This is a genomic window from Microvirga sp. P4_G7 (assembly GCF_056401005.1).
Map to the genome: position 1 here is coordinate 1 of NZ_JBFUKD010000546.1, position 2,556 is coordinate 2,556.

The following is a 2,556-nucleotide window of genomic DNA, read 5'->3' on the forward strand; positions in this document are numbered from 1 at the left end:
GTCCGGGATCTTGGGGCAGACTGATGCGAACGCTTTTGCCGTCGGTCGAGGCCGTTGCCTTGATCGTCCTGCGAACGTCGGCGCCTTCTTCCATCACCCGGACGACGTGACCGACCCAGAACGTGCCATCAGGCGCCCTACCAAGCTTCACACCGGCCGTAGCCGCTTTCCCTGTCTTCTTCCGCTTGGTCGATGTCGCGGCAAGATCCCAATGGCGAACCCAGCGGGTTCCCTCGGGTGCAACGCGTCGAATCTTGTCGGCAAACCACGACCGTTTGAACAACCCACCTTCACGCGGCGTCGGCCGCTGCTGAAATTGGCCGGCGACCGCGTACGATCCCATCGGGAGCTTATCGCGCTCGACAACCTCCCTTGGAAAGCGCTCGGGAAAGAGAAGCTCTCCCTCGTACGTTCTGGGGTCTTCGAAGCCTATGGCCGTCTTGCACCGCCGTTCGGGCTCAAACTCCATGGGAAGCATCAGATGCTGATATCCGAGCTTCAATGCGAGGATCTGTCCTGACACGTCCTTTTCGTGCAGGCGCTGCATCACCACGACGATTGCAGACGTCTCAGGATTGTTCAGACGGGTCGGGACAGATTCCCGGAAAGTTCGTGTGGTCGCCTCTCGTTCCGCATCGCTTTCAGCGGTGTCGATCGAATGAGGATCGTCGATGACCAGCCGATCGCCACGGGAGCCGGTCAGACTCTTGAACGGCATTCCTTCCCGAAACCCGGTCTTGGAGTTCGCGAAGGACGCCTCGCCCGACCGGATCAGCTGAATTTCAGACCAAAGGCTCTGGTACCAATCCGAAGTGACCAGAGTTCGCATCCGCCGGCTATCGCGCTTGGCGTAAGTCTCCGAATACGAGGTCGTTACGAACCGATGCGACGCCAGCCCCATCGGTCCCCATTCCCACGCTGGCCAGAACACGCTGACGATCAGCGACTTCATGGTACCGGGCGGAATATTGATCAGGAGCCGATYGCTCAGCCCCATGGCGAGGAAGTCGCCGTGTGTGATTGCCTCCAGGTGGGCGCAGATCGCGTCGATGTGCCAACCGTGAATATACGGCTGCGTTGGTTCCAGGACGTGCCAGGCCTCCCTGACGAAACCCGCAAGGGTCTTGCACCGGGCCCGTATCCTTTCGGCGTCCTGTGCTACGCGCTGGCGTTCTTTCGTCGCCTCTCGTCTTGCCCGCTCTTCACGGATCAACCTCATCATCACCGCCGGAGCCGGCAAGCGGTCCGAAGATAGCTTCAAGGGTCCTGAGCTGTTCATCAGATACGTTCGTCAGATCGAGTGAGCTGATAGGGCCGCCGTTGGGACCGCTGATCTGATGGGATTGGCGGGGTCGTCCGTAACCGCGATCGAGAAGCGAATTGGATGCTGCCACTCTGGCGCTTTCGCTTTCACCCTTTTGGGCAATCTTGGCCAAGGCCTTCATCGCGACCGGGGCATAACTGCGGGCCAATGCCTCGATCGTTCCCTTCTGCTTTTGGGTTGCCCGGTTGGGGCGTCCCTTTGGTCTTCCTGATCCCGGACGCGGGCCGCCTCGTTTCGAGGTCATGATTGATTTCCGCTTGATTTTTCCCTTCGGAGAATCGAACGCACGCGATCGGCTTCGTCCTGAGCTTTTGCGACCAGATGGTGACCGGCTTCCTTCGCGCTTGCTGACGCGTTCCGAAGATTGCCCGATACCAGCGATCGGATTGTTTCAGACGTGGCGCGACGGGCGCCGTGGCAATGTGAACAGGCCATGGATGAGATGGGGTTACTTGAACGGGCCGAAGCGCATGCCATCAACGGCCCAGCGGCCAATCAATACGAGCACCGCGGCGACAAGCCCGATACCGATCAGAATTCCAATGCCGAGTGCAATCATGACAACGCCTTACATCCAGGCCATGGGGCTGCGGAGAAACTTCTCCCGCCGAACCCGTCTTAGCCTCTGATGCTCTTCATCTCTTTCGAGAAGGCACTTCACGAGAGTGAGGAGCTGTTCGCGGCTCATGTCTTTGACGCGAAGAGTCCCATCGTTCGTTAAGAACCCCGTGTTCAGCAATTCCTTGTCTGCCATAGTCACTCATCCATCCGAGGTGAGTATGTGCATTTCTTGCACGAACTGAATTGATGCAGGCCGGGCTTGGTACCGGCTCCCGCGCTCCACTCCCCCTTGGCTCGGATTCGGGGGCTGTCCGGGGGAAACTTACCGAGACGTTTGTTTCCGCGTTTCCTTCAACGCCGCTGCATCAAAGTGAATGGTGCAACTGGACCACTCGCTTCCCACCCCGGCTTGGCGATGACTTCGGTGGTTCAACGTCCGACGCTGACGCGTCGCCTACCACTCCCTGCCGTCGCCTCACGGGCCTAAGCCTTGTCCGTCCGTTGCATCAAACTGGTTGCGGGAGTCGGATTCGAACCGACGACCTCTTGGTTATGAGCCAAGCGCGCTACCGGGCTGCGCTACCCCACGATAAAACTCCAAATGAGAAGCGGGCCAGACATTCCCAGTATCTGGCCCGCGTGTCCTTGAGGACGGTCTCGCTCCCGGCGCC

Annotated in this window: 2 protein-coding genes and 1 tRNA gene; all 3 read right to left on the reverse strand. The window is 59.5% G+C overall.

Annotation, left to right across the window (positions count from 1 at the left end; all coding sequences use genetic code 11):
- Positions 1-1,222: phage terminase large subunit (locus AC1DT3_RS17700; protein WP_477466548.1), on the reverse strand; the 1,222-nt coding region annotated here is incomplete at its 3' end.
- The gene (locus AC1DT3_RS17705) at positions 1,203-1,436 is read right to left on the reverse strand and encodes a hypothetical protein (RefSeq protein ID WP_477466549.1); all 234 of its coding nucleotides are present in this window, start codon (positions 1,434-1,436) and stop codon (positions 1,203-1,205) included. The genes AC1DT3_RS17700 and AC1DT3_RS17705, both read right to left, overlap by 20 nt.
- 961 nt (positions 1,437-2,397) lie before the next feature.
- Positions 2,398-2,474 (reverse strand) — tRNA-Met (locus tag AC1DT3_RS17710).
- Positions 2,475-2,556 lie beyond the last annotated feature (82 nt).